The 24,730-nt window shown below is 68.7% G+C and carries 23 protein-coding genes; 15 read left to right on the top strand and 8 right to left on the bottom strand.

Going from position 1 to position 24,730, the window contains the following annotated elements; translation table 11 throughout:
* The first annotated feature begins 68 nt into the window (after positions 1–68).
* Entirely contained in the window at positions 69–1,280 is a 1,212-nt protein-coding gene (locus tag AB5I40_RS08365; protein WP_370937862.1) for an amidohydrolase family protein, read from the top strand.
* 346 nt (positions 1,281–1,626) lie between these two features.
* Here AB5I40_RS08365 and AB5I40_RS08360 read toward each other — a convergent pair whose 3' ends face one another.
* Positions 1,627–2,283: a GntR family transcriptional regulator gene (locus tag AB5I40_RS08360; protein WP_370937861.1), complete on the bottom strand. Its 657-nt coding sequence runs from the start codon at positions 2,281–2,283 to the stop codon at positions 1,627–1,629.
* Positions 2,284–2,420: 137 nt separating this feature from the next.
* Between AB5I40_RS08360 and AB5I40_RS08355 the strand changes: the two genes are divergently transcribed.
* A complete protein-coding gene (locus tag AB5I40_RS08355; protein ID WP_370937860.1) occupies positions 2,421–3,887 on the top strand; it encodes a chlorohydrolase family protein in 1,467 nt (488 codons plus the stop codon).
* Positions 3,888–4,149: 262 nt separating this feature from the next.
* On the opposite strand, the gene AB5I40_RS08350 is transcribed toward AB5I40_RS08355, so the two are convergent.
* Genes AB5I40_RS08350 through AB5I40_RS08340 form a run of 3 tightly spaced genes read right to left on the bottom strand, consistent with a single transcriptional unit; the run spans position 4,150 to position 6,982 of the window.
* Positions 4,150–5,319 carry an amidohydrolase gene (locus AB5I40_RS08350; protein WP_370937859.1) on the bottom strand — a complete coding sequence of 390 codons (1,170 nt, stop codon included), beginning with the start codon at positions 5,317–5,319 and terminating at the stop codon, positions 4,150–4,152.
* Entirely contained in the window at positions 5,316–6,770 is a 1,455-nt protein-coding gene (locus tag AB5I40_RS08345; RefSeq protein ID WP_370937858.1) for a sodium:solute symporter, read from the bottom strand. The genes AB5I40_RS08350 and AB5I40_RS08345 overlap by 4 nt, the downstream gene beginning before the upstream one ends.
* On the bottom strand, positions 6,767–6,982 hold the full coding sequence (locus AB5I40_RS08340) for a hypothetical protein (protein ID WP_370937857.1): 216 nt from the start codon (positions 6,980–6,982) through the stop codon (positions 6,767–6,769). Before AB5I40_RS08340 ends, AB5I40_RS08345 begins: the two co-directional genes overlap by 4 nt.
* 303 nt (positions 6,983–7,285) lie before the next feature.
* Between AB5I40_RS08340 and AB5I40_RS08335 the strand changes: the two genes are divergently transcribed.
* Both AB5I40_RS08335 and AB5I40_RS08330 read left to right on the top strand, forming a co-directional pair.
* Positions 7,286–7,633 (top strand): hypothetical protein, encoded by a 348-nt coding sequence (locus AB5I40_RS08335; protein WP_370937856.1) that lies wholly within the window; start codon positions 7,286–7,288, stop codon positions 7,631–7,633.
* 139 nt (positions 7,634–7,772) lie between these two features.
* A complete protein-coding gene (locus tag AB5I40_RS08330) occupies positions 7,773–8,909 on the top strand; it encodes a hypothetical protein (protein ID WP_370937855.1) in 1,137 nt (378 codons plus the stop codon).
* A 30-nt stretch (positions 8,910–8,939) separates the two neighbouring features.
* On the opposite strand, the gene AB5I40_RS08325 is transcribed toward AB5I40_RS08330, so the two are convergent.
* Positions 8,940–9,554, bottom strand: coding sequence for a TetR/AcrR family transcriptional regulator (locus AB5I40_RS08325; protein WP_370937854.1), 615 nt, complete (start codon positions 9,552–9,554; stop codon positions 8,940–8,942).
* 101 nt (positions 9,555–9,655) lie between these two features.
* On the opposite strand from AB5I40_RS08325, the gene AB5I40_RS08320 reads away from it, so the two are divergent.
* The 8 genes from AB5I40_RS08320 to AB5I40_RS08285 all read left to right on the top strand — a co-directional run bounded on the left by AB5I40_RS08320 (position 9,656) and on the right by AB5I40_RS08285 (position 18,271).
* A complete protein-coding gene (locus AB5I40_RS08320) occupies positions 9,656–10,441 on the top strand; it encodes an SDR family NAD(P)-dependent oxidoreductase (protein WP_370937853.1) in 786 nt (261 codons plus the stop codon).
* A gap of 88 nt (positions 10,442–10,529) precedes the next feature.
* Complete coding sequence (locus tag AB5I40_RS08315) at positions 10,530–11,438, top strand: NAD-dependent epimerase/dehydratase family protein (RefSeq protein ID WP_370937852.1); 909 nt, start codon at positions 10,530–10,532, stop codon at positions 11,436–11,438.
* Between the two features lie 48 nt (positions 11,439–11,486).
* Positions 11,487–12,131 carry a GntR family transcriptional regulator gene (locus AB5I40_RS08310; RefSeq protein ID WP_370937851.1) on the top strand — a complete coding sequence of 215 codons (645 nt, stop codon included), beginning with the start codon at positions 11,487–11,489 and terminating at the stop codon, positions 12,129–12,131.
* 334 nt (positions 12,132–12,465) lie between these two features.
* Complete coding sequence (locus AB5I40_RS08305; protein WP_370937850.1) at positions 12,466–13,458, top strand: ABC transporter permease; 993 nt, start codon at positions 12,466–12,468, stop codon at positions 13,456–13,458.
* Positions 13,459–13,484: 26 nt separating this feature from the next.
* Positions 13,485–15,206, top strand: coding sequence for an ABC transporter substrate-binding protein (locus AB5I40_RS08300; RefSeq protein ID WP_370937849.1), 1,722 nt, complete (start codon positions 13,485–13,487; stop codon positions 15,204–15,206).
* A 60-nt stretch (positions 15,207–15,266) separates the two neighbouring features.
* A complete protein-coding gene (locus tag AB5I40_RS08295; protein ID WP_370937848.1) occupies positions 15,267–16,295 on the top strand; it encodes an ABC transporter permease in 1,029 nt (342 codons plus the stop codon).
* 6 nt (positions 16,296–16,301) lie between these two features.
* Positions 16,302–17,288 (top strand): ABC transporter ATP-binding protein, encoded by a 987-nt coding sequence (locus AB5I40_RS08290; RefSeq protein WP_370937847.1) that lies wholly within the window; start codon positions 16,302–16,304, stop codon positions 17,286–17,288.
* The gene (locus tag AB5I40_RS08285) at positions 17,285–18,271 is read left to right on the top strand and encodes an ABC transporter ATP-binding protein (RefSeq protein WP_370937846.1); all 987 of its coding nucleotides are present in this window, start codon (positions 17,285–17,287) and stop codon (positions 18,269–18,271) included. The genes AB5I40_RS08290 and AB5I40_RS08285 overlap by 4 nt, the downstream gene beginning before the upstream one ends.
* 42 nt (positions 18,272–18,313) lie before the next feature.
* Here AB5I40_RS08285 and AB5I40_RS08280 read toward each other — a convergent pair whose 3' ends face one another.
* Positions 18,314–18,547, bottom strand: coding sequence for a hypothetical protein (locus AB5I40_RS08280; RefSeq protein ID WP_370937845.1), 234 nt, complete (start codon positions 18,545–18,547; stop codon positions 18,314–18,316).
* A gap of 191 nt (positions 18,548–18,738) precedes the next feature.
* Here AB5I40_RS08280 and AB5I40_RS08275 point away from each other — a divergent pair, with 191 nt between their 5' ends.
* Positions 18,739–19,731, top strand: coding sequence for an alpha/beta fold hydrolase (locus tag AB5I40_RS08275; RefSeq protein WP_370937844.1), 993 nt, complete (start codon positions 18,739–18,741; stop codon positions 19,729–19,731).
* On the opposite strand, the gene AB5I40_RS08270 is transcribed toward AB5I40_RS08275, so the two are convergent.
* Positions 19,728–19,859: a hypothetical protein gene (locus tag AB5I40_RS08270; RefSeq protein WP_370937843.1), complete on the bottom strand. Its 132-nt coding sequence runs from the start codon at positions 19,857–19,859 to the stop codon at positions 19,728–19,730. The two genes, AB5I40_RS08275 and AB5I40_RS08270, sit on opposite strands and share 4 nt — an antisense overlap.
* Before the next feature lie 65 nt (positions 19,860–19,924).
* Positions 19,925–20,764 carry a hypothetical protein gene (locus tag AB5I40_RS08265; RefSeq protein WP_370937842.1) on the bottom strand — a complete coding sequence of 280 codons (840 nt, stop codon included), beginning with the start codon at positions 20,762–20,764 and terminating at the stop codon, positions 19,925–19,927.
* Between the two features lie 236 nt (positions 20,765–21,000).
* On the opposite strand from AB5I40_RS08265, the gene AB5I40_RS08260 reads away from it, so the two are divergent.
* Positions 21,001–22,848: an alpha-L-fucosidase gene (locus AB5I40_RS08260; RefSeq protein WP_370937841.1), complete on the top strand. Its 1,848-nt coding sequence runs from the start codon at positions 21,001–21,003 to the stop codon at positions 22,846–22,848.
* 9 nt (positions 22,849–22,857) lie between these two features.
* Positions 22,858–24,720, top strand: a complete 1,863-nt coding sequence (locus tag AB5I40_RS08255; protein WP_370937840.1) for a beta-N-acetylglucosaminidase domain-containing protein — start codon at positions 22,858–22,860, stop codon at positions 24,718–24,720.
* Positions 24,721–24,730: the final 10 nt, after the last annotated feature.

Genomic DNA, 24,730 nt, shown 5'->3' with positions numbered 1-24,730 from the left:
AGCGCGCGGACTCGCGCGTCAGGTACTCTTGGTATACCAAAGCGCTCCCGCTGAGAAAGGTGCTCTCCGTGTTGATCCGTGACGTCCGTCCCTGGGGCGGTCAGCGCAGCGACGTCGAGGTGGCCGGCGACCGGATCGCTGCGGTCCGGCCGCACGATCCGGCGGCGGCGCCTGGGCCGGACGTGGTCGAGGGGCGCGGGCGGTTGCTGTTCCCGTCGTTCAGCGACGTGCACGTCCACCTCGACTCGACGCGGATCGGGCTGCCGTTCCGGCCGCACACCGGTGCGCCGGGCGTGTGGGCGATGATGCTGAACGACCGCGAGAACTGGCGGAACGCCGAAGTCCCGCTGCCGGAGCGCGTCGCGGGCACGCTGGAGCGGATGATCGCGAACGGCACCACGCGTGTGCGCACTTACGCGCAGGTCGACATGGACTGCCAACTCGAGAAGCTCGACGCGGTCCTCGCGGCCAAGGAGCGCTTCGCGGGGCACGCGGACGTCGAGGTCATGGCGTTTCCGCAGGCCGGGATCCTGCGCGAGCCGGGCACGGTGGACGTGCTGGAGGCCTCGCTGCGTTCGGGCGCGACGGTCGTCGGCGGGATCGATCCGTGTTCGCTGGACAAGGACCCCAAGGGGCATCTGGACGTCGTGTTCGGGCTGGCCGAGAAGTACGGCGTCGAGGTGGACATCCACCTGCACGAACCGGGGCATCTCGGCGTGTTTTCGACCGACCTGGTGATCGAGCGGGTCCGCGCGCTGGACATGCGGGGCAAGGTGACCATGTCGCACGCGTACGAGCTGGGGTCGGTTTCGGAAGCGGTGAGCCGCCGGCTGATCGACACGTTCGCGGAGCTGGACATCGCGATGGCGACCGTCGCGCCGTCCGTCGACCGGCAGTTGTCGCTCGCGGACCTGACGACCGCGGGCGTGCGCGTCGGGCTGGGGGAGGACGGCCAGCGCGATTACTGGAGCCCGTACGGCAACTGCGACCTCCTCGACCGCACCTGGCAGCTGGCTTTCACCCACGGGTTCCGCCGCGACGAGCTGATCGAGATGGCACTGGCGGTCGCGACGATGGGCGGCGCGTCGATCATGAGCCACGACGTCCCCCGACTGGCGGGCATCGCCGACCGGCCCGGAGTGGCAGTCGGCGACCGCGCGGACTTGGTCCTCGTGGACGGCGAGACTCCGACCAGCGCGGTGATGGACCTGGGCAAGGACCGAACGGTGCTGCACGACGGCGTCGTGGTGGCCGACGGGTTGGCGGTCGTCGACCTCTGACGGGCGAAGTCCGGCGGGGTCGGGAGAGCCTGCTGGACTGGTGCCGATGCTTCAGTTCCGCTGAGATTTCACGGGGCACCTGAGATCTCAGCGGAGCTGTGCGGGGTGGCGTTGGGATCCGAGCACTGCCGTTACCGGGCGGCGTTGAGATCTCAACGGGGCCGGTTGATCGAATCGCGATGGGCATGGGGATATCGCTGCCATCCCGGCAGCTCCTGAGATCTCAGGGAGCCAGGGATCCGTTCGCGCGGCAGTGCTGAGATCCCAGCGGAGTGCGTTACTCAGCTCCCGCCAGGCCGCGAGGCCGCAACCCGCCGAAGCGAAATCCCGGGCTAACGGAAGCACCTCAACCCGCCGAAGCGGTCTCCTCCGCCGGATGCCGCCGCGCCGCCTCGCTCGTGCCCGTCGCCAGATGAGCCAGCACAAGCCGTTCCACCCGCTCGACGTCGCGGTCCACGATCGCCTCGTACAGAAGCTCGTGTTCCGCCGCCATGGCTTCCAGGTCGTCGTGCTGGCCCAGCAGCCACCGCATCCGGCTGCGCAGCGTTCGTTCCAGTTCGCCAAGCAGTTCGTTCGCCGACAGCGATGTCACGACCTCGTGGAAATCCGCGGCCGCGCGGCGAGCCGAAACCGCGTCGCCGGCGCGGGCGGCGCGCAGTTCCGTGTCCAGCACCTCCCGCAGCCGCGCCAGGCCCTCGCGGGTGCGGCGCTGCGCGGCGAGCCGGAAAGTGAGGCCTTCGAAGGCCGTGCGCACCTCGTTGAGGTCCGCGACATCCGAAGCGGTGAACTCCCGCACCACCGACCACGACCGGGGCCGCGGCGTGACCAGGCCCTCGTTTCCCAGCGCGCGCAACGCGTCCCGCACCGGCACCCGGCTCACGCCCATCTCCGCGGCCAGGTCCCGTTCGACCAGCTTGCTGCCGGGAGCCCGCGTGCCGTCGAGGATTTCGTTGCGCAGCCGTTCCGTCACGCGCTCCGATTCCGAGGCGAAACCCGGCTCCATCCGATCCCCTCCCGCCGCCGTCACCGACAGTATCGGCGAACCTTCCCCCAGGCTCCCGGAAAACTCCGCCCCCGGCAAGGTCTGGCCGCCAGGTTCCGCCGTTTGGTATACCTAAATGCATCGACGGAAGGAACCCGATGCGTACTCGCTGGCGCGCGCGCCATGTGCTGGCCCACCAGAACGGACAGCACGCCCTGCTGGAGAACGGCGAGGTCGTGTGGGAGGACGACGTCGTCACCTACGTCGGCCCGCGGTATGCCGGAACGACCGACCTGGACGTCGACCTCGGCGAAGCGCTCGTCCTCCCGGGCCTGATCGACCTCGACGCGCTGACCGATGTGGACCATCTCGTCCTCGATTCCTGGGCTACCGCAGGCCGTGCGACCGGACTGCAGTGGTCGGAGGACTATTTCGCGAACCGCCGCCGCGACGTCTTCACTCCGGAAGAACGGCAGACCATTCGCGAGTACGCACTCGTTCAACTGGCGCTGCACGGCATCACGACGTTCATGCCGATCGCGTCGGAGGTCCATTCGTCATGGGCGGAACCGTACGAGGAACTCGTCGCGATGGCGGACTTCTCGCGGAACCTCGGCCTGCGCGGATATCTGGGCCCTGCTTACCGTTCCGGTGTCAATGTGGCCACTGTGGACGGTACGCGCACCGTCGCCTTCGACGAGCCCCGCGGCGAGGAGGGACTGGCCGACGCGCTGCGGTTCCTCGACCACGTAACGAAACTGGACGATCCGTTCGTCAACGGCGTTCTGCTGCCGTGCCGCATCGAAACTCTCACCGAAGACCTCATGCGCGCCACCGCCGACGCGGCGCGGCAGCGTGACGTCCTGGTGCGCCTCCACTGCCTGCAAGGCGTGCTGGAGCGGGAGCTGATCCTGGACCGTTATGGCGTAACACCGCTGGAAATGCTCAAGCGCACCGGCCTGCTCAACGACCGGCTGCTGATCCCGCACGGTCAGGTCCTCGACCGCCATCCCGATGTCTATGGAGAGGACCGCGGTGACGTCGCGGCGCTCGCCGCAGCCGGTGCGTCGGTGATCCACTGCCCGCTCACGTCATTCCGCTACGGCCACGCCCTGCGCTCCTTCCGCGACTACCGCGAAGCAGGCCTGAATCTGTGTCTGGGCACTGATTCCTTCCCGCCGGACCTGGTGCGCGGCATGGACGTCGGCGTGCATCTGGCGAAGGTGATGGACAACCGCGCCGATGCGGCACCGGCGGAGTGGTACGTCGAAGCCGCGACGCTCGGCGGTGCTCGCGCGCTCCGTCGTGACGACCTCGGCAAGCTGGCCCCGGGCGCGCAGGCGGACCTCGTCGCGTTCCATATCGGCGACCTCCGCGACGGTGTGCGGGATGATCCAATCAGGACGTTCCTGCTCAGCGGAACCGCCCGCCAGGCAACGCATTCCGTCGTCGCGGGGCGGCCGGTGCTGGTCGACGGACACGTCCCCGGCGTCGACGAGGAGGGCCTTCGCCGCCGTGCGCAGGCGTTGTTCGAGAAGATGCGCGCCGCGTATTCGGAGCGGGACGTCGAATGCCGGGAGGCGGGAGAGTTGTTCCCTCCGACCTTCCCGGCGTTCCAGGAATAACCCGGCTGCTGTTCGTGAGGGGAACCCTCAGGGACTCTGAGTCAAGGTCGGGACCTTGAGATGCGTTGCTTCAGCCAGCCGCCCGTCCACAAAGGACACTGGCACCGGCGAAACGCCCGATTGAAGCCCATGTGACCGGTGTCTTCCGGGTCGTGAGGGGAACCCAGCCTCCGCCGCCCCCCCACCGGCCCCGCAACCCCACCCGAGCGACGTTCCTGCCATCGGGACTCAGAGTCTGTGAGGGTTCCCCTCACAGACCGGGCTATCGCCGCGAGACGACAGCCCCGCCCTTCACCACGAGCCGCCGCGGAGGATGGGACACGACGGCTTCGGCCGGGTACACACTGTCTATCAAGAAGAAATCAGCGTGGTCGCCGATCCGCAGGCCGTAATCCTTGAGCCGTAACGCTTTCGCGCCGCCGTACGTCGCCGCGTGCAGCGCGAGTTCGATCTCCGGGTCGGTCCGGAACGAGCTGCGGTACGCCAGGTGCATGGTGCGTGTCAGCATGTCGCCGTCGCCGTAAGGGCCCCACAGATCGCGGATGCCGTCGTTGCCGCACGCGGCGTTCGCGCCCGCTGCCCGCATTTTGGCCAGCGGCGGCACCGGCCGGTCGTACACCGCCGCGGTGGTGAGCGTGATCTGCTGCTCCGCGAGGCCCGCGAGCAGCCGGTCCTGCTGCGCGTCCGGGATGCCGCAGATGCCGAACGCGTGCCCGATCGCGACCTTCCCGGCGAGGCCGAGCGCCTTCGTCCGCTCGATGATCAGCTCGATTTCCCAGGCCCCGAGCGGACCTTCGTCGTGCAGGTGCAGGTCGACGCCGCAACCGTGCCGGGCGGCGATGTCGAAGATCGCGTCGAGATGCCCGCGCGGATCGCGGTCGTAGCCGGCCGGGTCGATGCCGCCGACGTTCTCCACGCCGGACGCCACGGCCCGCTCCAGCAGCTCCAGCGTGCCCGGCCGGGTGAGCAGGCCGCCCTGGGGGAAGGCGACCTGCTCGACGGTGACCCGGCCGCGATGCCGCGCCGCCGCCTCCCGCACCGCCTCGATGCCGGACAGCCCCAGTTCGGGGTCGACATCGGTGTGCGTGCGGACGAAGGAAGTGCCGTTCGCGATCATCGCGCCGAGCAGCGCGGCCGCGGGTTCGGGCGAGGGGAGCCCGAATTCCTTGCGGCGGCGCTGTTCGTTCGAGATCCGGTCGGCGAGGACCGAACCCGAGGTGTTCGGCACCCAGGGGAGGCCCCAGAGGGTCTTGTCGAGATGGCAGTGGGCGTCGACGAGGCCGGGCAGCATCAGTGCGCCTTCGCCATCCTCGACCGGGAAATCGGCCGGGACGTCCGCGTCGGGTCCGAACCCAGCGATCCTGCCGTCGCGCACCAGCACGTCCGTCGGAGCGCCGCCACCGGGCCGGACGTTGCGCAGCAACAGGTTCACGCGACACCCTCCACGGCTTCGGCACGGACGGTCGGCTCGCGCCGCTCGGAGGTGGCGAGGCTGACGCCGACCGTGAGCACGACGTTGACGATGATCGCGAGGAGCCCGGGATTGAGGCCCCACAACGTGTTCTTCGAAGCCAGCACCGTCCACGCGACGATCGCGACGCCGACCACGAGCCCGGTCGCCGCGCCCGCCTTGGTCAGCCGCCGCCACACCAGCCCCAGCACGATCGCGGGGAAGAACTGGGAGACGCCGTTCTGGCCGGTCAGCAGCAGGTTCACCAGGAGCGCGGGCTGGAAGACCGCGAACAGCAGCGCCACCGCGGTCACCACGACGACCAGGCCGCGCGACAGCCGGAACACGCCCAGCTCGGAGGTCTTCGGCCGCAGGACGCCCTGGTAGACGTTGCGGGCCAGCAGCGTCGCGGACTGCAGGAGCAGCAGGCTGATCGGCACGATCGCGGCCAGCGCGCCCGCGCCGCCGACGAGGCCGACCACCCACGACGGCATGGTCTTCACGGTCAGCGAAAGCAGCGCGCCGTTGGTGGCGCTGCCCTTCAGCCCCGGCACGACGAGCACCGCGGCGAACCCGACGAACAGCGTCAGCGCGATCAGGATCTGGTACAGGGGAAGGTAAATCGCGTTGCGGCGGATCGTCTGCTCGGACTTCGCGGTGTACATCGCGGCCAGCGCGTGCGGGAACATGAAGAACGCCGCGCTCGTGACGAGCAGGGTCGACATCATCCACGGCACGCCGAGCGGGCTGCCCGGCGCCGGCACGCCGAGGAAGCCGGGGTGGTGCGCCTGCACGGTGTCGATGAGATGTCCGAAGCCGCCGAAGTAATGCACCGGAATCGCGATGCCGACGACCAGCACGGTGCCGATCAGCAGGATGTCCTTGAGCACCGACACCCACGCGGCGGCCTTCATGCCGGACGCGTAGACGAACACCGCGATCAGCACCACCGCGAGCACCATGCTGGTGACCCGGTTGATGCCGGTCGTCGTCTCGACGATCTGGCCGAGGCCGAGCAATTGCGCCTCGATGTAGGGGATCATGAACGCCACGCCGACGATCGCGGTGAGCGCGCCGAACCACGGGCTGCGGAAGCGGTGGGTGAAGAAATCCGCTTGGGTGACGAGGTTGTGCTTCTTCGCGTACCTCCACAATGGAGGGAGGAAGAAGTAGGACAGGACGAAGGCGCACGTGCCGTAGCCGGCGATGTAGAACGCCGCGCCGCCGTTGGCGTAGGCGAACCCGGAGGCGCCGAGATAGGTGAAGGTCGAGTAGGTCTCGCCGGCGGCGAGCACCCAGAACAGCAGCGTCCCGTACGACCGGCCGGCGACCGTCCACTGTTCGAGGTTCATCTGCTTCCGGCCGCGCGCGGCCAGTCCGATGACCACCGCCAGCGCCACCACGGCCAGCGCTACCGCCGCGCCCGCGTTCATCGCTGCTCCTGCTCGGTTTCGGCGGCGCCCGGGCGCCGGATGCGGTCGGCGACGCCGAGGAAGACGGGCGTGAGGGCCACCCAGAGCAGGATCCAGAACCCGATCTCGGGCAGGAACCAGATCCGGCCGTCGCCGCTGAACCAGGGCAGGCCGCCGATCATCGCCACGTAAGGGGTGAAGGCCACCGCGGCCACCACTGCGGAACGCTTCATCGCGCACACCCTTCGTTGTTTGGTATACCATAAGCGCGGCTGGTGGCGGGTTGTCAAGGGTGCGACGGGGAACGATGCCGGCTCGCGACCGTTCCGGGCCGCTGATGGCGGTTGGTGCGCTGGCGGCGGCGGAAACGGTCCGGCCGGGCACCGGACGGGGTCTGGTGGCTGTTTGTCCGATTTGGACGCTGTCGGTCCGGCTGTGGCTGGCTAGGTTGCGCTTTGGTAGACCGGACCGCCTGCCGTAAACCGGTCGCCCGCGCTTCCTCTCGGCGGTTACCGTGCCGTCGAGAGGGGGACGCAATGGACAACCCGACGACGGAACTGTGGCGGCCGACCGGCCCGGCCGAGCTGGAGCTGGTGCGCCAGTCCGGCTGGCGCGCGTGGCCGCCGCGGCTGCCGGAACAGCCGATCTTCTACCCGGTGCTGAACGAGGATTACGCGGTGAAGATCGCGCGGGACTGGAACGTCCGGTACGACGGCGCGGGTTACGTGACCCGCTTCCGCGTCGAAACGGCGTTCCTGGGCCGCTATCCGGTGCGGCAAGCGGGCGGCGAAACGATCCTGGAGTTGTGGGTTCCGGCTGAGGATTTGGCGGAGTTCAACGCGCACCTGGTCGGGGAGATCGAGGTCGTGCACGAGTTCCGCTGACCGGCGGCCGTGCTGGGTCACTCACAGAGCCGCACACGTCTGCGCTGGGTGAGGACGCTGTCCGCCTCCGGTGTGGTTGACGTCGGCAGCTAGGCGACGGTAAGTGACCGCATGGGTCGGCTTGCGTCACCGTGGACGGATGGATGCGCTACTGGCAGGGCTTTCCGGGCGGCTCCTGATCCAGTGCCGGCCCGCGCAGTCCGAGGCGCTGCTCGGCGTCAGCGCGGCGCACGGAACGGGGCTTGTCCTGACCGGGAAGTCGGCGACGGACGCGGTCAAGGGCCTTCGCGAGAGGGGACTGGACGGGCCGATCTTGTGCGATGCGGAACGTTACGCCGGAAAGCGGCGGGTACTGGCCGGAGCCGGAACGCATCCGGCGTGGTGCCGGGCGCAGAGAAAGCTCGGGTTGCTGCCCCTGACGGATTCCGGCTACCTCGCCGCGCGCGACTGGCAGGGGCTGCGCGGGATCCTGCTCGCTGCCGCAAGGGAGCCCACGGCGGTCGCGACGTTGCCCCTCGCTCCTTGGTGGTTCGGCAGCGGACCGATCGCGGCCGCACTGGCGAGGGAGATCAACCGGCATGGCGTGCCGGTCGCGATCGTTCTCGAGCACAAGGCTGATCCGTTCGGTGTTCAAAAGCTGCTGCGTGCGTTTCTGCGTTTCTTGGTCGACTGCGCGACTCCAGTGCTGGTTTTGCGTTGCGACATCTCGGCAGTGGGGCTTCTGAGCCACGGCGCGCACGCGGCGGCAGTGGGCACGAGGAGTTCGCTGCGGCACCTGTACCCGGCCGCTGGCGGCCGCCCCGGTGGGCCTTCGGTGTTCGTGCCCCGCCTGCTCAGCTACCACCAGATCGAGACCTGCGCGAAGATATTCGGCCGGACACCGGAGATCGAACAGCTGTGGACTTGCCCGTGCCCAGTCTGCGAGGACCGGACTCCTGCCTCCCTTGACGCTCCTTCGGCTGTTTGGCACGACCTCGATCGTCAGTTGGCCCTGCGGGACGAGCTGTTCCAGCGGCCGCTGACTGCGGAGCAGCGCCGGAGTTCCTGGCACGAGACGTGCAGTCACGCCGGGTACGTCCATCGGCAGGTCGCCGAGGCGGTGCGCGGATGGACTGAACCCGCGAACCTCAGGGCCTGGTGCCGGGTCACCGACGATCCGCTGCCGCGCAACATTCCTGGTCAGTCAGCGACCGGGGCCGCTCGTCCGCGCACCGAATCGACCCGTACTGGTCGGCGGCGGGCAGGCGATCGCGGGGTGCGTCGTTCGGGTGCCTAGGCATCAGGAATGTCTGGCGGTGATGAAAAGTCAGCGGCCTCGTGAGACGTCGAGCCCCCCGCTCAACCCGCGGAAACACCGAACCGCCAGCTCGACCGGCGCCGCCTTCTCGTCAGTCCCCGCCCAGATCTCCAGCGAAATCCGGATCGCGTCCGTCGCCGCCGCCGCGACCAGGTGCACCGTCACCTCGTCCACCTCCGGCGCCAGCCGTGCCAGCACCGGCCGCAACCGGGTCTCGGATTCGCCGTTCACCCGGTGCCACACGGCCGCCAGCGCCGAATCGTCCCCACTGGCGGCGCGCAGTAGGCCACGCGTCCAGGAGAACTCCTGCGTGGCGTCGGCGGCGGAGATCGTCTTGTGGATCGCGTCCTCGACCGCCTGAAGCAGCGGCGTCCCCTCGGGCGTCGACGCGAGGTGCTCCCGCCACGAATCGGCGCCGACGACCAGCAGCGGCGCGACCGCGTCCTCCTTGGTGCGGAAGTAGCGGTAGAAGGTGCGCGGCGCGACGCCCGCCGCGGCGGCGATCGCTTCCGCGGTCGTCCCCTGTGCGCCATGCTCGGTGAACAGGCGCGCGGCGGCGCGGGCGATGTCGAGTTGCGTCGCCGCTTTGCGCCGTTCGGTCAGGGTCGGGGTCTTTCCGCTCACCACGGCCACGCTACCCGATTACTGCCAAGGGTGCCCGTTTCGCCAGAGTGGCACAGTCTGCCATCTAGGCGTAACGTGACGGTTGGAGAAAGGAGCGGACCATGAACCGTTACGAAGGACGCCGAGTGCTGGTCACCGGAGCGGGCTCGGGCATCGGGCAGGCGACGGTCCTGCGGATGCTGGCCGAGGGCGGGCGCGTCGTCGCCGCTGACGTGAGCGAAGCGGGCCTGGCGGACACCGTCGAGAAGGCGGGCGACGCTGCGGACCGACTGGGCACTGTGGTCGTGAACGTCGCCGACGAAGCGTCGGTGAAGGCTGGGATCGCGTCGGCGGTCGAGCAGCTCGGCGGGCTGGACGCGCTGGTCAACGCCGCGGGCATTCTGCGGTCGGCGCACACTCACGAGATGCCGCTCGAAGCGTTCGAGCAGGTGCTGCGCGTCAACCTGGTCGGCACGTTCCTGGTGATCCGCGAGTCGATCCCGGCGCTGCGCGAGGGGTCCGCGCCCGCGGTGGTGAACTTCAGTTCGACGTCGGCGATGTTCGCGCACCCGTACATGGCGGCGTACGCGGCGAGCAAGGGCGGCATCCAGTCGATGACGCACGCGCTGGCGTCCGAATACGCGAAGGACGGCATCCGCTTCACCGCCGTGCAGCCCGGCTCGATCTCGTCCGGCATGACCGACGGCAGCGGCAAGAGCAAGCAGAGCGTCGGTCCCGGCTTCCCCGAGGACGCCGATTTCACCCTGCTCGGCAAGCTGCTTCCCGCGCTGGGCCAGGGATTCGCCGGTCCCGAGACGGTCGCGTCGGTCGTCGCGATGCTCGCCAGCGAGGACGCGGCGTTCATCACCGGCACCGAGGTCCGCATCGACGGCGGCACGCACTTCTGATGCGCGATTTGTTCAAGAACTGGCGGGCGGCCGGGCCGTAGCGTCGCGGCATGACAAAGTTCTCGACCACGCGCTGCGAGGTGCCGCGATGATCCTCGTGACCGGCGGGCTCGGCATGATCGGCGCGCACACGGCCAAGGCGCTCGCCGATCTCGGGGAAGACGTGCTGGTCACCGGGCACCGGCGGACGGACGTCCCGTCGTTCCTGGCCGGCCGCGTCGCCGTGGAAACGCTCGACGTGACCGACCGGGACGCCTTCCTCGCGCTCGGCGACCGGTATGACGTCACCGCGATCGTCCACCTGGCGGGCAGCATCCCGGGCGACGACCCGGTGGAGTTCTTCCGGACGGACCTGGCCGGCCTGACCAACGCCCTGGACGCGGCCCGGACGTGGCGGGTGCGGCGGTTCGCGGTCGCGAGCAGCCTCGGCGTGTACATCGGACGCGACGAGCCGTCCTGGCACGAGGAGCTGCCGCTGCCGACCGCGGATCTGCCGCATCTGATCGTCGCGTTCAAGAAAGCCGTCGAACCGCTGACGACGCACAGCCTGCAGGGCAGCGGCGTCGAGCCGGTGGTGCTGCGGATCGGGACCGTGTGGGGTCCGCTCGTGGACCCGGAATCGCCGTTCTTCCCGATTCCGTCGTATCTCAACGCTGGGCTGTGCGGCGCCACGCCACGTGAGCTGGTCGCCGACGAGGGGTTCGACTGCTGCTACGCCCCGGACGCCGGGCGCGCGATCGCCTTGCTGACCACGGCGCCTTCGTTGAGATATCAGACGTACAACGTGTCGAGCGGACAACCGGTGACGAACCGGGAGTTCGCGGAGGCGCTGGCGGAACTGGTGCCGGGCCTGCCGGACCACCTTCAACCGGGCGGAGAGACCGGGCCGTATCTGGATATTTCGCGGCTGCGGGAGGAAACGGGCTTCGCGCCGGAGTTCGACGTGCGCGCGGCGGTGGCGGATTACGCGGCGTGGCGGAAGGCGAATCCACGCTGACCGACTGGCCACAGTGGACGGTCCGGGCGGTGGTGCGAGAATGGCCGGATGGCAGCGGAACAGGTCGTCGAATCCGAGACCGACCGGGTCGTCCGGCGGCTCCGGGACGAGATCCTGGACGGGGCGCGCAAGCCGGGCAGCAAGCTGGTCGAACGGGATCTCGCCGCGGACCTGGGCGTGAGCCGGGTCCCGGTGCGGGACGCGCTGAAAGCACTGGTCGCGGAAGGCCTGGTCACGCCGAGGCCGCGGACGTGGGCGGTGGTGCGGGAGTTCACCGCGAGCGATATCGCGGACCTGCAGGAAGTGCGTGCGGCGCTGGAAGTCCTGACGTTCAAGCTCGCGGCGACCCGGCATTCGCGTGCCGGGCTGGAGCGGCTCCGTGCCGCGCTGGAGGAGGAAACGGCCGCCGCCGCTGCCGGGGACGCGGTGACGGCGCATCGTGCGGCGGCCGATTTCCACGAGGCCGTGACGGCGATGGCCGGGAATGAACTGCTGAACGAGCTGGAACTGACGCTGCGCAGCCGGATGCGGTGGCTGCTGGGACAGCACGAGGATCTGGAGCGGGTGGCGGGGGAGCACCGCGAGCTGTACGAGGCGATCGCGCGGCGGGATGTGGACACCGTCGAGGCGCTGGTGATGGAGCACATGGAGAGCGGGCGGCATTTGCGCGGGCTGGGGCGCGGCGAAGCCTGACCGCCTCGGGGCGTCCGATCGCGAAGGGCGCGGCCACAGGTCCGTGAAGGGCTCCTTGAGGGAATCAGATTCCCCCAAGGAGTCCTTCACGGACGGTGCCCCAGAGTTTGCCGGTCCGTCGTGGCGGTATCGCTGGGGTGAGCAAGCTGCCGCCCGCTAGCGGCTGAATCAAGAAGATTTGGTAGGCCGCACTTCGCTCAGGCGAGGTGCGGCCATTTTGCGCTGCGCCAAGAAGCAAACGGCAGGGCAACAATCCTCGAAGACACTCTTGTGATCTTGTGCGAGCACTTGGTATACCAAACGCCATCGTTTCGCTCTCGCTGAGGAGAACCCCGTGCAAGGTGTCGACACGGCCGCCGCCCCGGTCGCGGCGGTCCGCTCCGGCCGCACCCTCGTGGGCACGGCCTGGCTGCGGATCCGGCGCAGCCGCGTCGCGATGGCGGCGCTGGTCGCGGTGTGCCTGATCGTGCTGTTCGCGATCCTCGCCCCGGTGCTGACCGGCATCGAGGGCTCCGACCCGTTCACCGCGCACACCGGCCCGGACTTCCTCGACGGCTTCACCACTCCCGGCCTGCCGCTGGACTACTACCGCTACCCGTCGTCCGAGCACTGGCTGGGCCTCGAACCCGGCCTCGGCCGCGACATCTTCGCGCGGATGGCTTACGGCGCAAGGGTTTCGCTGACCATCGCGCTGCTGGCGACCGTCGTCTCAGTCGTGCTGGGCACCGTCCTCGGCGCGGCGGCGGGCTACTTCGGCGGCAAGACCGACATGGTCATCAGCCGGATCATGGACCTGTTCCTCGCGTTCCCGCACCTGCTGCTGGTGCTGTCGCTGACGCCGATCCTGCAGTCCCGGCTGCGCGGCACCGCGCTCGATTCGGGCAGCCTGATCCCGATCTCCTCGCTGGTGATCATCCTCGGCTTCTTCGGCTGGGCGTACCTCGCGCGGGTCGTGCGCGGCCAGGTGCTCTCGATCCGCGAGCAGGAATACGTCGAGGCGGCGAAGGCGTTCGGCGCGAGCCGCCGGTCGATCATCCTGAAGCAGATCATCCCGAACGTGCTGGGCGTCGTGCTCGTGTACGCGACCATGCTGATCCCGATCAACATCACCGCCGAGGCCGCGCTGTCGTTCCTCGGCGTCGGTGTGAAAGACCCGACGCCGTCCTGGGGCCAGATGCTCAACGCGGCACAGGCGGGCAACTGGTATCTCTCCGACCCCTGGTTCCTGGCGGTGCCCGCGGGTGCGCTGGCGATCACGGTCCTGGCTTTCAACCTGCTCGGCGACGCTGTCCGGGACGCACTCGACCCCAAGGCCTCCCGCCGCTGATTTCCCTTCTGCATAAGGAGTAGTTCGTGAAGAAAAGCACCACTGCGGCGGGAGTGCTGGCGCTCGCCGCCGGGCTCGCCTTGACCGCGTGCGGCGGCCCGAAACCCGCCGCGGGCGCGGGCAACGGGCAGCAGGACGTGACCAAACGCGCCGCCGTGAAGGTGGCCGAGGGGTCGACGGCGAAGGGCGGCGACATCCACGTCCTGATGTCGTCGGACTTCCAGACCCTCGACCCGGGCAACAGCAACTACGTCCAGACCGCCAACGTCGGCCAGCTGTACTACCGCACCCTGACCATGGCGAAGGAGACCTCCGGCAAGCCGCCGACGATCGTGCCCGACCTGGCGACGGACCTGGGCAAGGCGTCGGCGGACGGCCTGACCTGGACGTACACCCTGCGCCAGGGCCTCAAGTACGAGGACGGCACGCCGATCACCGCGCAGGACATCAAGTACGGCGTCGAGCGCACCTACGCGCGTGACGTATTCACCCAGGCCCCGCAGGAACTTGACTCCGCGCTGACCGACGACGGCTACAAGGGCCCGTACAAGGGCGGCGACTTCAAGGCCATCGACACCCCGGACGAGCACACGGTCGTCTTCCACCTGAAGCAGCCGTTCGCCGAGTTCCCCGCGCTGGTGTCGCGGTCGAACACCGCGCCGGTGCCGCAGGCGAAGGACACCAAACTCGACTACACGAACCACCCGGTGTCCAGCGGTCCGTACAAGATCGCGTCCTACGACCGCGGCCGCAGCCTGAAGCTGGTCCGCAACCCGAACTGGGACGCCGCGACCGACCCGAACCGCCCGGCGCTGCCCGACACGTTCACCTTCACGCTGTCGACCGCGCAGGCGACGATCAGCCAGCAGCTGCTGTCGAACGCGGACCCGACCGCGCTCACGCTGGACACCCAGGGCGCGCTGCAGCCGTCGGACATCGCGAAACTGTCCGCTGAGGACATCTCCAAGCGCACCGCCGCCGGTCTGCTCGGCTGCACTGACGTGCTGAACTTCAACACCACGACCATCACCGACCCGGACGTCCGCAAGGCATTCGCGCTGGCGCTGGACCGCAACGCGATCCTGCTGCAGTACGGCGGCGAGCGGTTCGGCAACATCCCGCAGTCGTATATCAACGACGCGCAGAAGGGATATGTCGAGCAGCACACCGCACTGGACCCGAAGGGCCAGCCGAAGCTCGACGAGGCGAAGAAGCTGTTGCAGGGCAAGAACTATCCCAAGTCGCTGGTCTACGGCTACGCCGAGGCGTCCTCGAAGTACAAGGGTGTCGGCACTGTTCTGCAGCAGAACCTGAAGGCGCTGGGCGTCGACGTGCAACTGCGCCCGATCCCGACCGCCAACTACTACACCGTGCTCGCCGGCGACCAGATGCCGGACATCGCCCGCTCCGGCTGGTGCGGTGGCGCGGACAGCGCGTCGGTGCGGTTCACCGTCGACCCGAACATCGGCCCGAGCCTCGACGGCAAGACCTACGGCTTCTCGAACATCCCGCGGTACTACGACGCCAAGCTTTCCGGCGACCTGTACCAGCTGCGCGGGCAGAACGGGTCCGCCGAGGAGCTGGGCCGCAAGTGGGCGACCGCGATGGACCAGATCATGCAGCAGTACCCGCTCGTGCCGCTGGTGCGCAACTACACCTACAGCGTGGTCGGTTCCAAGGTGCGCAACGCCCAGGTCGGCTACTTCTTCGGGTCCATCGACCTGTCGGCCGTCGGCGTCGGGCAGTAGCACCCCAGCGAGCACTCGAGCCAGTGCTCCAGTGACGAGAGAGGATTCCCCGGCGATGCGGTGTCCACAGTGGACCAGGCGGGTGCGGACGTGATCGGATTCCTGGCGCGGCGCGCGGCCGCGATGATCGTCCTGCTGGTCGTGATCAGCTTCGTCACGTTCGCGCTGTTCCAGATCGGCCCGGCCGATCCGGCCGCCGCCGCGTGCGGGCAGGAGTGCACGCCGGAGCGGATCGACCAGGCCCGGATCGCGCTGGGCATGGACAAGCCGTTCTTCGTGCAATACCTGGACTACCTGTCCGGTTTCGTGCACAGCCGGATGATCGGCGCGCCCGGCGCGCTGACGGTGTGCGCGTGGCCGTGCCTCGGCAAGTCGTTCCAGACCAACGAAGCGGTGACCGACGTCCTTGCCCGCGCGCTGCCGTACACGGTGTCGATCGCGGTCGGCGCGGTTCTGCTGTGGACGGTCGCCGGGGTCTCGCTGGGTCTCCTCGCGGCGCTGCGCAAGGGGCGGGCCGCCGACAAGCTGATCGTCGGCGCCGCCTCGGGCGGAGTGTCGCTGCCGATCCCGGTGACGGGATTGTTGCTGCTGCTCGTGTTCGTGAGCACGCTGCACCTGCTTCCGTTCACCAGCAACGAGATCTCGTCGCCGTTCGGCCCGGCCGGACCGCTCGGCTGGTTCGGCAACTACCTCCTGCCGTGGGTGGCGCTGGCATTGTTGTTCAGCGCGCAGTACATCCGGATCACCCGGACCGCGATGCTGGAGACCTTCGGCGAGGACTTCATGCGCACGGCCAGGGCGATGGGGCTGCCGCGCCGGCGCGTCGTGTTCAAGCACGGCGTGCGGGCGGGCATCACCCCGATCGTCACCATGCTCGGCCTCGACATCGGCAGCCTGCTGGGCGGCGCGGTGCTGACCGAGCAGATCTTCTCCGTGCCGGGCGTCGGGTTCACCGCGGTGCACGCGGCGCAGTCCGGCGACCTGCCGGTGACGATGGCCATCACGATGGTGGCCGCGTTCTTCATCATCGTGGCCAACGTGGTCGTCGACCTCTGCTACGCGGTGATCGACCCCCGAGTGAGAGTCTGAGGGCACGTGTCTGCAACCGAAACGCCGCTGCTGGCGGTCCGCGATCTGCGCGTCAGTTTCCCGACCGACGACGGCGTCGTGCACGCGGTCAACGGGATGGACCTGACGCTCGGCAAAGGCGAGACGATCGGGCTGGTCGGGGAGTCGGGGTCCGGCAAGACCGTGACCAGCCAGGCGCTGCTGGGCCTGTTCAAAGGCTCGTCGGCGACGGTGACCGGGGAGATCCTGCTCGACGGGACGGACCTGAACACCCTCTCCGAACCCGCGATGCTGGCGTACCGGGGCAAGAAGATCTCGATGATCTTCCAGGACCCGCTGTCGGCGATGCATCCGTTCTACACCGTCGGTTCGCAGATCGCCGAGGTGTACCGGACGCACAACCGAGTGTCGCGCAAGGCCGCGGCCGAGGTCGCGATCGACATGCTGGGGCGAGTCGGCATCCCCGATCCGCGCCGTCGCGCGGCCGCGTACCCGCACGAGTTCTCCGGCGGGATGCGGCAGCGGGCGATGATCGCGATGGCGCTGGTGTGCGAGCCGGAGCTGCTCGTCGCGGACGAGCCGACCACGGCGCTGGACGTGACCGTGCAGGCGCAGATCCTGGACCTGATCGGCGAACTGCAGGCCGAGACCGGCACTGCGGTGATCATGGTGACGCACGATCTCGGCGTGGTGGCACAGGTATGTCACCGGGTCGCGGTGATGTACGGCGGGATGTGCATGGAGGTCGCGTCCGTCGGCGACCTCTTCGCCGCGCCCGGCCACCCCTACACCCAGGGCTTGCTGGCCTCGATGCCGTCGCTGGCGGAGGAAACCGGACGGCTGCGGCCGATCCCGGGCTTCCCGCCCGCGCTGCTCGACCTTCCCGCCGGCTGCTTGTTCGCCGACCGGTGCCCGCAGGCGTCGTCGGTGGCTGACGACCGGTGCCGTACGGAGGTGCCGTTGCTGTCCGGTGCCGGGCATCTGTCGCGGTGTCATCTCGGGGAGGCAGCGTGACCGAGCTGCTGGAGGTCCGGGACCTCGTGAAGCATTTCCCGGTGCGCTCCGGGCTGTTCCGTTCGGCGGGAGCGCTGAAGGCCGTGGACGGGATCAGCTTCTCGATCGGGGTCGGGCAGACGCTCGGCCTGGTCGGCGAATCCGGGTGCGGCAAGTCCACGACCGGCAGGCTGGTGATGCGCCTGCTGGACCCGACGTCGGGCAGCATCCGGCTGGCCGGGGAGGAAATCGGCGCCCTGCGCGGCGCGGCCCTGCAGGAATACCGGCGGCGGGTGCAGATCGTCTTCCAGAACCCGGCCTCGGCGCTGAACCCGCGCCAGTCGGTCGGCACCGCGATCGCCGCGCCGCTGCTCGCGCAGGGCATCACGCCGCCCGGCGGGGTGAAGGCGCGGGTGCGGGACCTGATGGACCGGGTGGGCCTGCGGCCGGACCACTACAACCGGTTCCCGCACGAGTTCTCCGGCGGGCAGAAACAGCGGGTCGGCATCGCGCGGGCGCTGGCGCTGGACCCGCGGCTGATCGTCTGCGACGAGCCGGTGTCCGCTTTGGACGTTTCAGTGCAGGCGCAGGTGATCAACCTGCTGCAGGACATCCAGCAGGAGACCGGGGTGGCATATCTGTTCATCTCGCACGACCTGTCCGTGGTGCGCCACTTCGCCGACCAGGTGGCGGTGATGTACCTGGGACACCTGGCGGAACACGGCCCGACTTCCGATGTCTTCGCGGCACCGCGCCACCCCTACACACGGGCGCTGCTGTCGGCCGTGCCTTCTCCTTCGCCGGGCGCGGACCGCGCTGGCCGGATCCGGCTGGCTGGCGACTTGCCCAGCCCCTCGGACCCGCCGAGCGGTTGCGTCTTCCGGACCCGGTGCCCGGTCTATGCGGCGCTGGGGGATTCGCAACAGCGGTTGTGCCGGGAGCAGGTGCCCGTTTCCGCTTCGGGCGCGGCCTGCCACCACGTGGAAGCTTTTTTGTCTCGGTGAGGTGGTTTCCCCGGCTTTTCCGGCCGGGGAACCCCATTTCGCTCAGTTCGTGTGCGAGATTTCGATGTAGTGCTTGCCTTTCATGGGAATGCACTCGGCGCCGTCGACCGTGGGGTCCGGCGGCAGGGCGCGCAGAGCGTGGACACAATCGTCCGGGGTTTCGTACGGCCCTTTGTACTCGAGGTGGCTGGCGAACGCGGTGCCGCTGAGCACCAGAGAACCGCCGGTGACAGCGACGCAGACGGCAGCAGTGGCCCAGAATTTCCGCATGGTCATTTCGATTCCTCCCGGTCGCGGCGATCATGCCGACCGCCCTCACTGCCATCCCTACCCTCTCCGATTCGCGCCGAACCGGTTCCTGCCTGTTCGGCTAGAAGGAATTGATCGAACGGGCACCGGACGCAACCCCTTGCCGGAACGGCAAGTTTCCGTGCCACCGCTGGGTGCGGCTGGCGAAACTGGGCCACATGATCACCGCATCCCGGCTGGTGCCGCGCTCGTTCGCGGCGCTTGCCCTGTCCCTCTTGCTCACTATCGGCACCGTGGCCTGCTCCGCCCCTCCTTCTTATGCCGTCGCCACCGAAAACGATCCCGCGTTCCAGAGCACCTTCCGGCACGAATTCGCCGACGTCAACGGCGTCCGCATGCACTACGTCACCGGCGGGAGCGGCAGCCCGGTCGTGTTGATCCACGGCTGGCCGCAGACCTGGTACGGCTGGTGGCCGGTCATGCCCGCGCTGGCGAAACACCACACCGTCTACGCGATCGACCTTCCCGGGCTGGGCGACAGCACCGGCACTCCGAGCGGATACGACAAAGCCACACTGGCGCGGTACGTGCACACCCTGATCGCCGAGCGGCTGAAAATCCGGGACGCCGCCGTCATCGGCCACGATTTCGGTGCTGCAGTGGCATTCCAGTATGCCAGCCAATTTTCGGACGATACTTCCCGGCTCGGCTATTTCGATCTGCCGTTGCCCGGCCCCGCGATCAATGCGGCCGCTTACCGGACGTTGAGCTGGCACATCGCCTTCCACTCCCAACGCCGGGTTCCCGAAGCGGTAGTCGGCGATGACGTCCGCGACTATCTCGCGCTATTTTACCCGCAGGTTTCCTTTGGCGGTACGGCATTCGGCGGCACCTCGGAGAAATCTCCGTTCACCGACGCCGAAATCAACGAGTACACCCGCACCTACAGCCAGCCCGCGGTCCTGTCCGGTGGCTTCGAGCTTTACCGGGCGCTGGACAAGGACGTCCGCGACACGGTGGCTGCAGCTCCAGTGAAGGTGCCGACGTTGCTCCTGACCGCCCAGGGCCAACTCGACGCGATCCGGGCGACTGTGGCTCCACGGGTGACCGACATCGTCCAGGCGGCGGACGTGCCGCATGCGGGGCACTGGCTGGTCGAGGAGAATCCGCAGTTCGTGGCGGGGGAGGTGGAACGCTTCCTGGCCCGTTAACCGCGGTGCTTGCGGCGGTAGATCAGGGTGGCGAAGACGCGCACCGGCCGGGCATGGTGGCCGAGACGAGGTTGGACCAGCGATGTCAGCACGTGTCCCCGCAGGACAGCGGACTGGGTGATCGGCATGGACTGGAATCGCGCTCGTCTCGGCCGGCCGACTCGTCACTCGCTGGAGCCGATCCAGCGAGACGTCAATCGGTCCAGCACTGCCGGATGAGGCGTTCCAGCTCGTCCAGATGACGCCGGGCTTCCCGCGCCTGCTCGGCCTCGGCCGTGTCGAAGAGCTGCTCCAGTTCGAGGAGCGCGGCTTGCGCCCGCTGCGCTGGCGAGCTCGAGCCCGCCCAGGACTCGCTCCACTGGCCGGACCCTTCCCGGCTCACCGCGGACCGGAAGATCAGCTCCTCCACGGTATCGGTGGCCAGCTCGAGTTCAGCCGCCCAGGACGTCAGTAATGCGACGTACTGCTCGTAAACGGCGGGTCGCCATTCGTCGATCATCAGGTGCTGGCCGGTGTGCGTCGAGACCCACCGGCGGACCACGGCGTCCAGGATCGGGGCTCTGTCGGGGGAATGAGCGGCGGTGACGAACCGCAGGTACTTGGTGCCGAAAGCCACGCCCAGGTAGCGCAGCGGCTTGCCCGCCAGATCGCGGAAGGCCGCCAACCCGCCCTGCTCACGCGCGACGACGGCCACGTCCGCCAGCCGATCGACCGCGTCCGGGTTCTCGGTCAGCACGCGGGCGGTGCGCCAAGGGCCGTAACCGACACGTCCGTATCCCCAGATCATCGCGGCCAGGAACGCGCGTTCCGCACCCTCCGGGGTCGTCGCGTCCGCCGCGTGGCGGGTGGCTTCGGCCCGGTCGATGCGGTCGGGCAGGGCGTCGAGGAACGCGTGCTGGCTCGGGAAGTACCTGCGCCAAGCCTCGCGGGACCAGCGGATCGGTGGCTGAACCGGCTTGCCCTGTTCCCGCCAGCGCTGGACGGTGGTGGTCAATGCGGCCGGAACTGATATCTCACCCGAAGCTGCTGCCATACGTGTCCCCTTACGTAGATGACCGTGGTACTACACGGCAATCCATCTGACCACTGGGTCTCCCCGCCAGCACGAGCTGGGGACCGGACAGAGAGCTTGGAACAGGGCTGATCCAAGACTCGGCGCTCGGGTGAAAGCAGGACCGCCTCCGCCGATTAGGTCTAGACATCCGATGGATGCCCGACTTACGCTCCCGGCCGTCACCGTTCGGTCACGGATCCGACAGGAGGACCGCCGTGTCGATTCCCGCGAGCCTGGCGCTTGCCGCGGTACTGGCGGCCGGGGGAACGGCCGCTCCCGCCGCCTCGCACACCACCGGCTGCCACGGGCCGATCCGGCCGGCGGCGATCCAGACCGTGCAGTCGTGCGACGGCATGGACCGGATCGTCGCCAAAGCCGCCGCGACCGTGCCGCGCGCCGGACAGGTCGCTTGGCAGCAGCGGCCGGTCACCGCGTTCACGCACTTCGGCATGAACACCTTCACCGACCGGGAATGGGGCTCCGGCGCGGAAAAGGAGTCGACGTTCGCGCCAACCGCAGTCGACACCGACCAGTGGATGCGGTCGATGAAGGCGGCGGGCGTCACGCAAGTGATGCTGACCGCGAAGCACCACGACGGGTTTGTTCTCTACCCGACGCGCTACACGAACCACTCCGTCGTCGCGAGCCAGTGGTGGATCACGCCCGGGTGCGCCGACGACGCGGTGACGAAGGCCCGTGCGGCCGCGCAGAACGGCCGGGCGCAGGATCCGTCCGCGTATTGGCAGGTCCGCGCCGCCGGGTGTGCCAATCCGCGCGGGGACATCCTGCGCGATTACGTTGATTCGGCGCGGAAAGCCGGGCTGAAAGTCGGCGTGTACCTGTCGCCCGCGGACGGTGCCGAGTTGCCCGCGCAGTTCTTCGCGGACCAGGTGAAACGCGTCGAAGCGAAGGTCGCGGCGGGACAGCCGTTGAGCATCGAGGAGCAGGCGACCTACGACGACCGGGCGAACACGCCCGCCGGGCAAGGCCGATACGGCACCGGCGGCGCGGCGAAGGCCCGCACGATCCCGTCGCTGGTCCCGAACGACGACCGGGCCGCGGCGCTGGCGGCCGGGAAGCTGCCGAAGTTCACCGTCACCGAGGACGATTACAACACCTACTACCTGAACCAGATCTACGAGCTGTTCACCCAGTACGGCCCCATCGACGAGCTGTGGCTGGACGGGGCGAATCCCTGGCGGGGCAACGGGATCAGCGAGATCTACGACTTCACGACCTGGTTCCGGATGATCCACGCGCTGTCGCCGGACACGCTCACGTTCGCCGGACCGGCGGGCGTGCGCTGGGTCGGCAACGAGCAAGGCCAGGCCCGCCAGACCGAGTGGAGTTCGTTGCCGACCACCGGCGACCCGAACACCGCGCACAACGAGGAGTTGTTCGTCGGCGGCGCGGAGGGCGCCGACCTCGGTTCGCGGCAGGTGCTCGCCGACCCGTCCGTGCGGTACCTGGAATGGGCGCCGGCCGAAGCTGACGTATCAATCCGGCCGGGCTGGTTCTACCACCCGGACGAACAGCCCAAGACACCCGCGCAGCTCGTCGATCTCTACCGCGCCTCGGTGGGACGCAACGCCTCGCTGCTGCTGAACGTTCCGCCCGGACCGGACGGCCGCGTCGCTCCGGCGGACAGCGCGGCGCTGGCGTCCTTCGGGCAGGCCATCGCGAGGACACAGGCGCAGAACCTCGCCGCCGGTGCGCGGGGACTGAACGCGGTCACGGATTCCTCGCTCACCACGTCGTGGTCGCCGCCGCATGGTGCGCTCGCCGGGACGATGGACGTCGTGCTGCCTTCGGAGGTCGCCTTTGACCAGATCCGGCTGGGGGAGGACATCACCCACGGCCAGCACATCGAAGGCGCGACCGTACAGGCCGAAGTGGACGGTGCCTGGCGCACGATCGCGACTGTCACCACCGTCGGCGCCAACCGTCTCGTCACCCTCCCGTCGCCGGTCACCGCCCGCCACCTGCGCGTGGTCGTCACGCAGTCGCGGGCGACGCCGTATCTGGCTACCTTCGCGTTGTACCGCACTGTCCCCGCCGCCTGAGAGGAAGTCATGACTCTACGCCGCAGAGTTTGGCTCGCCGCTGTCGTCGCGACGAGTGCCCTCGCCGTCGTCCAGCCGGCTGCTGCCAAGCCGGGTTCGGTGCCGGTCGTTTCCCCGACGCCGCAACAGATCAGCCGCGATGCCACTGACGTGTCGTTGCCGTCCACGGTGACGCTCGTAACGGACAAAACCACTGATGGCCCGGCCAAGGATCTGCTGATTTCGCTGTTGAAACAGCGCGGGGTGAAGAAGATCGGCAGTGGCGGATTCGTCATCCGACTTGCCAACGGCGGGGACGCGCCGACGCAGGCGGAGGGCTATTCGCTCGCCGTGCGGCGCGACGGGGTGACGATCAACGGCCGCGACGGCGCTGGACAGTACTACGGCGTGCAGACGCTGCGGCAGCTGTTTGTCCGAAGTGGACACGGCTGGGCGGTGAGCGGCGTCGCGGTACGGGACTGGCCGAACATGGCGCTGCGCGGGTCGATCGAAGGGTTCTACGGTCCACCGTGGACTAACGACGACCGCGTCCGCCAGCTCAAGTTCCTTGGCGAGACCAAGGCGAACACCTACATCTACAGCGCGAAAGACGACGCGTATCTGCGCGCGCAGTGGCGGGATCCGTATCCGCAGCAGGAGCTGGACGCGCTTGGCCAGCTTGTGCACACGGCGAACGCGAACCACGTCGACTTCACCTACGCCTTGTCTCCCGGCGTCTCGATCTGCTTCTCGTCGCCGCAAGATGTCGCTGCGGTGAAAGCGAAATTCCAGGCCGTGTACGACCTCGGGGTGCGGTCGTTCTCACTGCCGTTCGACGACATCTCGTACACCAAATGGAATTGCGCTGGCGACCAATCGGCGTTCGGGGCGCCCGGACAGGCTGCTGCGGGCAAGGCTCAAGTCTCGCTGCTCAACGAGATCACCAAGAACTTCGTGAAGAACCACGACGGCGTCCGTCCCTTGCAGACAGTTCCGACCGAATACAGCGACCTCAAGGATTCGCCGTACAAGACGCAGCTGCGGGAGAACCTCGACCCGTCCGTCGTCGTGCAATGGACCGGCACCGCGGTGGTGCCGCCGAGCGTGACGAACGACGAAGCTCAGCAGGTGTCCACAGTGTACGGACGGAAAGTGTTCCTCTGGGACAACTACCCGGTCAACGACTACGAGCAGTCCGCTGGACGGCTGCTGCTCGCGCCGTACGCGCATCGCGAAGCGGGACTGTCGAAATATCTCAACGGGATCGTCTCGAATCCGATGAACCAGGAAGCGGCCAGCGAGGTCGCCGAATTCGGGGTCGCCGATTTCTCCTGGAACGACGCGGGCTACTCGCCGGACCGGTCGTGGCCGCAGGCGCTGGGTCGGCTCGCGGGCGGCGACCCGCGGGCGACGGCGGCGCTGCAGGTGTTCGCGGATCTCGAACACCTGGCACCCGTCTTCGGGCCTACGCCGTGGCAGCCGCAGGCCCCGGTCCTCGCGGCCAAGGTGGCCGATTTCTGGCAGCAGTGGAACGGTGGCGATCACCGTTCGCTGGACAAACTGCGTTCGTACGCCGAACAGATCCGCAATGCTCCCACGGTAATCCGCGGCGGGCAGGTGCAGAGTGCTTTCGTCAGCGAGGCCGGTCCCTGGCTGGACGCGACCGCGCTGTGGGGCGACGCGATGGTGACCCGGCTCGACGCCCTCGCCGCGGCGACCCGCGGTGACGACGCCAAGGCCGAGCAACTGACCGCCGCCGCGGACGCGTTGGTCAAGCGGGCGGAGGCAGTGAAGACGGGCAATAGCAACCGGTGGGGCGTGCGACAGGCGCTCGTCGGCGATGGCGTCCTCGACGCGTTCCTCGTCCAGGTCCGCGCGGCGACGGTCGGCTGAGCGGGGGAGT

Origin of the sequence: Amycolatopsis sp. cg13, assembly GCF_041346965.1 — a bacterium.
Classification (GTDB): domain Bacteria; phylum Actinomycetota; class Actinomycetes; order Mycobacteriales; family Pseudonocardiaceae; genus Amycolatopsis.
Note: the sequence above shows the minus strand (reverse complement) of the source record. Positions and strands in the feature narration are given on the sequence as shown.

Coding starts and splice junctions, on each gene's coding strand:
- AB5I40_RS08270 (WP_370937843.1), bottom strand. CDS start 19,859: ATGCCGATCACCCAGTCCGCTGTCCTGCGGGGACACGTGCTGACATCG.
- AB5I40_RS08335 (WP_370937856.1), top strand. CDS start 7,286: ATGGACAACCCGACGACGGAACTGTGGCGGCCGACCGGCCCGGCCGAG.
- AB5I40_RS08345 (WP_370937858.1), bottom strand. CDS start 6,770: ATGAACGCGGGCGCGGCGGTAGCGCTGGCCGTGGTGGCGCTGGCGGTG.
- AB5I40_RS08340 (WP_370937857.1), bottom strand. CDS start 6,982: ATGAAGCGTTCCGCAGTGGTGGCCGCGGTGGCCTTCACCCCTTACGTG.
- AB5I40_RS08315 (WP_370937852.1), top strand. CDS start 10,530: ATGATCCTCGTGACCGGCGGGCTCGGCATGATCGGCGCGCACACGGCC.
- AB5I40_RS08360 (WP_370937861.1), bottom strand. CDS start 2,283: ATGGAGCCGGGTTTCGCCTCGGAATCGGAGCGCGTGACGGAACGGCTG.
- AB5I40_RS08265 (WP_370937842.1), bottom strand. CDS start 20,764: ATGGCAGCAGCTTCGGGTGAGATATCAGTTCCGGCCGCATTGACCACC.
- AB5I40_RS08255 (WP_370937840.1), top strand. CDS start 22,858: ATGACTCTACGCCGCAGAGTTTGGCTCGCCGCTGTCGTCGCGACGAGT.
- AB5I40_RS08355 (WP_370937860.1), top strand. CDS start 2,421: ATGCGTACTCGCTGGCGCGCGCGCCATGTGCTGGCCCACCAGAACGGA.
- AB5I40_RS08275 (WP_370937844.1), top strand. CDS start 18,739: ATGATCACCGCATCCCGGCTGGTGCCGCGCTCGTTCGCGGCGCTTGCC.
- AB5I40_RS08280 (WP_370937845.1), bottom strand. CDS start 18,547: ATGACCATGCGGAAATTCTGGGCCACTGCTGCCGTCTGCGTCGCTGTC.
- AB5I40_RS08330 (WP_370937855.1), top strand. CDS start 7,773: ATGGATGCGCTACTGGCAGGGCTTTCCGGGCGGCTCCTGATCCAGTGC.
- AB5I40_RS08310 (WP_370937851.1), top strand. CDS start 11,487: ATGGCAGCGGAACAGGTCGTCGAATCCGAGACCGACCGGGTCGTCCGG.
- AB5I40_RS08320 (WP_370937853.1), top strand. CDS start 9,656: ATGAACCGTTACGAAGGACGCCGAGTGCTGGTCACCGGAGCGGGCTCG.